At 38.8% G+C, this 3740-nt stretch carries 5 protein-coding genes; 3 read left to right on the top strand and 2 right to left on the bottom strand.

Annotated elements, in window-relative coordinates; all coding sequences use genetic code 11:
* Nucleotides 1–797, top strand: a 797-nt coding sequence (locus PLL47_RS14650) for a DUF7286 family protein (protein WP_502883716.1), incomplete at its 5' end; no start/stop codon positions are given.
* 2 nt (nucleotides 798–799) lie between these two features.
* Nucleotides 800–1408: a sarcinarray family MAST domain-containing protein gene (locus PLL47_RS14655; RefSeq protein ID WP_324447285.1), complete on the top strand. Its 609-nt coding sequence runs from the start codon at nucleotides 800–802 to the stop codon at nucleotides 1406–1408.
* A gap of 17 nt (nucleotides 1409–1425) precedes the next feature.
* On the opposite strand, the gene PLL47_RS14660 is transcribed toward PLL47_RS14655, so the two are convergent.
* On the bottom strand, nucleotides 1426–1584 hold the full coding sequence (locus PLL47_RS14660; RefSeq protein WP_324447287.1) for a hypothetical protein: 159 nt from the start codon (nucleotides 1582–1584) through the stop codon (nucleotides 1426–1428).
* A 246-nt stretch (nucleotides 1585–1830) separates the two neighbouring features.
* On the opposite strand from PLL47_RS14660, the gene PLL47_RS14665 reads away from it, so the two are divergent.
* On the top strand, nucleotides 1831–2442 hold the full coding sequence (locus PLL47_RS14665) for a PKD domain-containing protein (protein ID WP_324447289.1): 612 nt from the start codon (nucleotides 1831–1833) through the stop codon (nucleotides 2440–2442).
* 137 nt (nucleotides 2443–2579) lie between these two features.
* On the opposite strand, the gene PLL47_RS14670 is transcribed toward PLL47_RS14665, so the two are convergent.
* Complete coding sequence (locus PLL47_RS14670; protein WP_324447291.1) at nucleotides 2580–3128, bottom strand: rubrerythrin family protein; 549 nt, start codon at nucleotides 3126–3128, stop codon at nucleotides 2580–2582.
* Nucleotides 3129–3740: the final 612 nt, after the last annotated feature.

Genomic DNA, 3740 nt, shown 5'->3' on the forward strand with positions numbered 1-3740 from the left:
TTATTGAAGAGGTCGCCTCCGAGGTAAGTTCAAATCCTGTTGTTTCGGGCTGGATTAAAGAAGACCGCATTCGTGCAGTCACAGCTGCTTATCTTAACGGCCTTTCTGATGAAGAGTTAATTGAAAAATCTACCACAGATCAGCTCGCAACCGAACTTGCAGCTATCGTAATAACCGAAATTCGGAACTCAAATCCTCGGGTTGAATCTGATGAGCTTGAAGCTACTCTGAACAGGGTCGATACAGATGTTAGAATGGGTGTTGCAAACGGAATCTGTGCAGTAACAGTAAGCAAAGGTGAAACACTTGATGTCCTTTTTGGAAAAGTTGACGGTGAGCTGAAAAATCTTGCAAACGAGACCGTTAATACGTATTCGGGAGAGGTAGCAGATAAAGTCACAAAAAGGCTGGACAGGGCTATGGCTGCTGTTCCTTGCGGGTTGCCTGTATTGCCACCTCACTGGGTTTTTACGGTGAATGTTTGGACATATGAAGTGATTGGTAGATACGAAGAATTTACTGTTATTGATAACGATAATGAAGTGATTCCTAAGCCTTATTTTGGGCACAAGGGCCAGAAATATGTTAGGAAAGAAGATCATATAAGACATCCTTCTAAAGTGGATACTGATGGGGACAGCATATGGTTAGGAAATAACAAGCCAATAACTTTTCATCTTACAGGATATTCTGCCACAATAGTTGGACCCGGACCAAAAGGAGTTGGAGATAAAACTGGAGATGGGATTGAAAAATCGATAATGTACGATGATCTTTTGACAGAGTTTGGAGGATAATTATGAGAAGGGAAATAGCAATAATGGGGGCAATTTTTATTTTATTTACGAGTACAGCATCTGCATATAATCCTTATGGAGATGTTTATGAGTATAACCTGTACTTTGATGGTAAATTATTAAACACTACGGAAGTTCCAAAACCAGTTTTGAAGATTGGTGAACCTTTTGATGTTAAAATTGATTTCATGGTCTATAAAAAATGTGAAATGTCTGTAAAATTAAGTGAAATCGAAAACGGTTATTTCATAATACTGAATGGTTCAACTCCTAAAATGGATGTATACAGAGCTGATGTATTAGAAAAAAATTCTACTATTACTTATGAGTGGACAGTTAAACCTACTGATAAATGGAAGGGAGGATCTTTGCCAATTGATCTTGTTTATCAAATAGATGATTTTGAAACAAAAAATTCACTTGTTCATGGCTCATTTACAATAGCTTATCCATATATCTCCAACGAATACTACGAAGGTGAAACTCTTACTCCTGAAGAACAGCCAGTTTCAGAAACCGAATCCTCACCCACATCCGCATCCGCGCCAGCCTTTAAACTTGCCGGCGCAATTTCTGTTCTAGCACTGGTTTTTGCTCTGTTACGCAGGTGAAAATCCTGCTCAGGAGCTTATTTTTGTTTTAATTCCCCTGTTTTTATACTCATATCAATTTTCAGGTCTATTCCAGGGTTTGAGGATTCATTGCCGCTTAAAAGCGGATTCAAAAAAGTCATTTTTAGCTCTATGATAACTTCTGATTTCAGCTTCTGATTTCCATTTCTTGTCAAATTATATAATATTGGTATTATATTAGTATAATTATTATTTTTTTAATATATCAGGGCACGTTTTAAACTCCTTTTCGCCGGCATATTCTCTGGAGAATAATTTTTCCAATATTTTGTGCCCTTCCCTGAACGAATTCAGGGGATTTACCGGTAGAATTGTTTTTACATATTTGCTGACGGAAAGATGACTGAGGAACTAACAAAGCAAAAAAGTGTTTAATTGAGCAAATATCTGGGGTGTATACATTGGATAAACAAACTTTTGAAGGAATGAAAAAGGTGTTTTGTACCTTAATTCTGGCTTTCTCTATAATGTCTGTGACCGCGGCATCAGTAAGCGCAGCCCCTTCGGTTGTTGACTTCACTGCAGATCCAAGGTCTGGACCCGAACCTCTTGATGTCAAGTTTAATGGAACTTACACAGGTCCGGGAACGCCTCAATGGTTCTGGAAATTTGGGGATGGAAATACTTCAACAGAGGAGGACCCGCTTCATACATATTATAACCCGGGAAAATATTCCGTCACCTTGACTGTAAAATCGGTACTGAGTAACGGCTATATAAGCCAAACAATAACCAGGGGTAATTACATTACTGTTGGAAGTGCTCTGCCGCCTGTTGCCGCCTTTTCGGCAAATCCTGTTTCTGGCAGTGCTCCACTGTCAGTCCAGTTTACCGATGAAAGTACGGGAGCACCCACGAAATGGTTCTGGAATTTTGGAGACAGGACGTTTTCAACCCAGCAGAATCCGCCGCATACGTACAATAAAGCAGGAAAATATACTGTCAGTTTAGTGGTAACAAATGCCAACGGAAGTGACATAGAAACCAGGTATGGATACATAACAGTAACATAACAGTCCCTTCACGCCGCCCTGAAATGAAACTTGATCTGAAATAAAAAAAGCTAATAGGGATCATGCCTGAAACTGGCAAAATCCCTTTCTTCCATTTTTGGCTGGAAATGGAATCTGACGCCAATGAAAAGAAGTGATTATCTAAACGCTGTAAATTTCTCTTTTACTGCACCGCACACAGGACACCTGTCGGGCGCTTCTCCTTCGAGGGTATATCCGCATACCTCGCAGATATGGACAGGTCCGAGTTCGACATCTTTTCCTGCATTAACCGCCTCGAATGCTTTTTCAAAGAGCTGTTTATGCAGTTTTTCAGTAGCATAGGACCATTCAAAGCTTCTCTGTGCGATCTTTTCTCCCTGGAACTTTGCTACTTCTATGTATACGGGATACATTTCCTCAATTTCAAATGTCTCGCCGTCGATTGCCAGCTGAAGGTTTTTGAGGGTATCTCCGGGACCAAACGCTGCCATGCTGTTAGCGACAAACCCGCCGTTCAGGTGCTTTAAAGCTCTGTAATGGTCGCCTGCATGGACATATTCGGCATGAGCGATTGCGCGGAACAGGCGGGCTACGTTGGCGAAGTTTTCTTTCTCTGCCTGATTTCCAAAGTGCAAATACCTCATGTGTGCCTGACTTTCCCCACCGAATGCATTGATAAGATGCTGTTCTGTCATCTTTTTCATTTAAAAAACCCCTTTTCAATAAAATTCTATATTCTATTCTTTTTCTGTTCAAATGTTAAGTAAGAGTTTGCTTTCTATTTGGATTTGGAGCATAAAAGCATTTTTGGATAGGACAAAGTATTAAAGCAATTTCTATGGGAGATGTTATTCTAAACAATAATCAGCCCTGATATATTCTGAACAAACTCTGAAACTAAAAAAAAGATGTTTGTGGAGAAATGTTTAATATATTTTCAATGTCTTTTTTCTAAATTCAGGGTTAAATGGTTGTAACTGATTATTTTGAGAGATTTTTACTCTTTTTCATTTCCTAACAAAGTTAAATTTATGGAAAAGCTAATAAAGATAAAAATCCATTATATAAAATATGTCAGAATGTCCTTATTGTGGAAAACATTTCAATAGTGAAAAAGGTGTATCTGTTCATCTTCATGCCTGCCGTAAATGTTCTGGTTTTGATCTGTATATGAGAGGACAGGGTAAGCAGCGAAGAAACGAAAGTGGTCAAATTCTTAAACCGCATTGAGAAGAAAGTAAAAATGGATAGAGTAGCCTCCTGTATTGGGAGTTTGGAATCATCATTAGTCTAAAAAAATGTCATAAATCTTTAAT

Origin of the sequence: Methanosarcina sp. (genome assembly GCF_035390745.1) — an archaeon.
Classification (GTDB): Archaea; Halobacteriota; Methanosarcinia; order Methanosarcinales; family Methanosarcinaceae; genus Methanosarcina.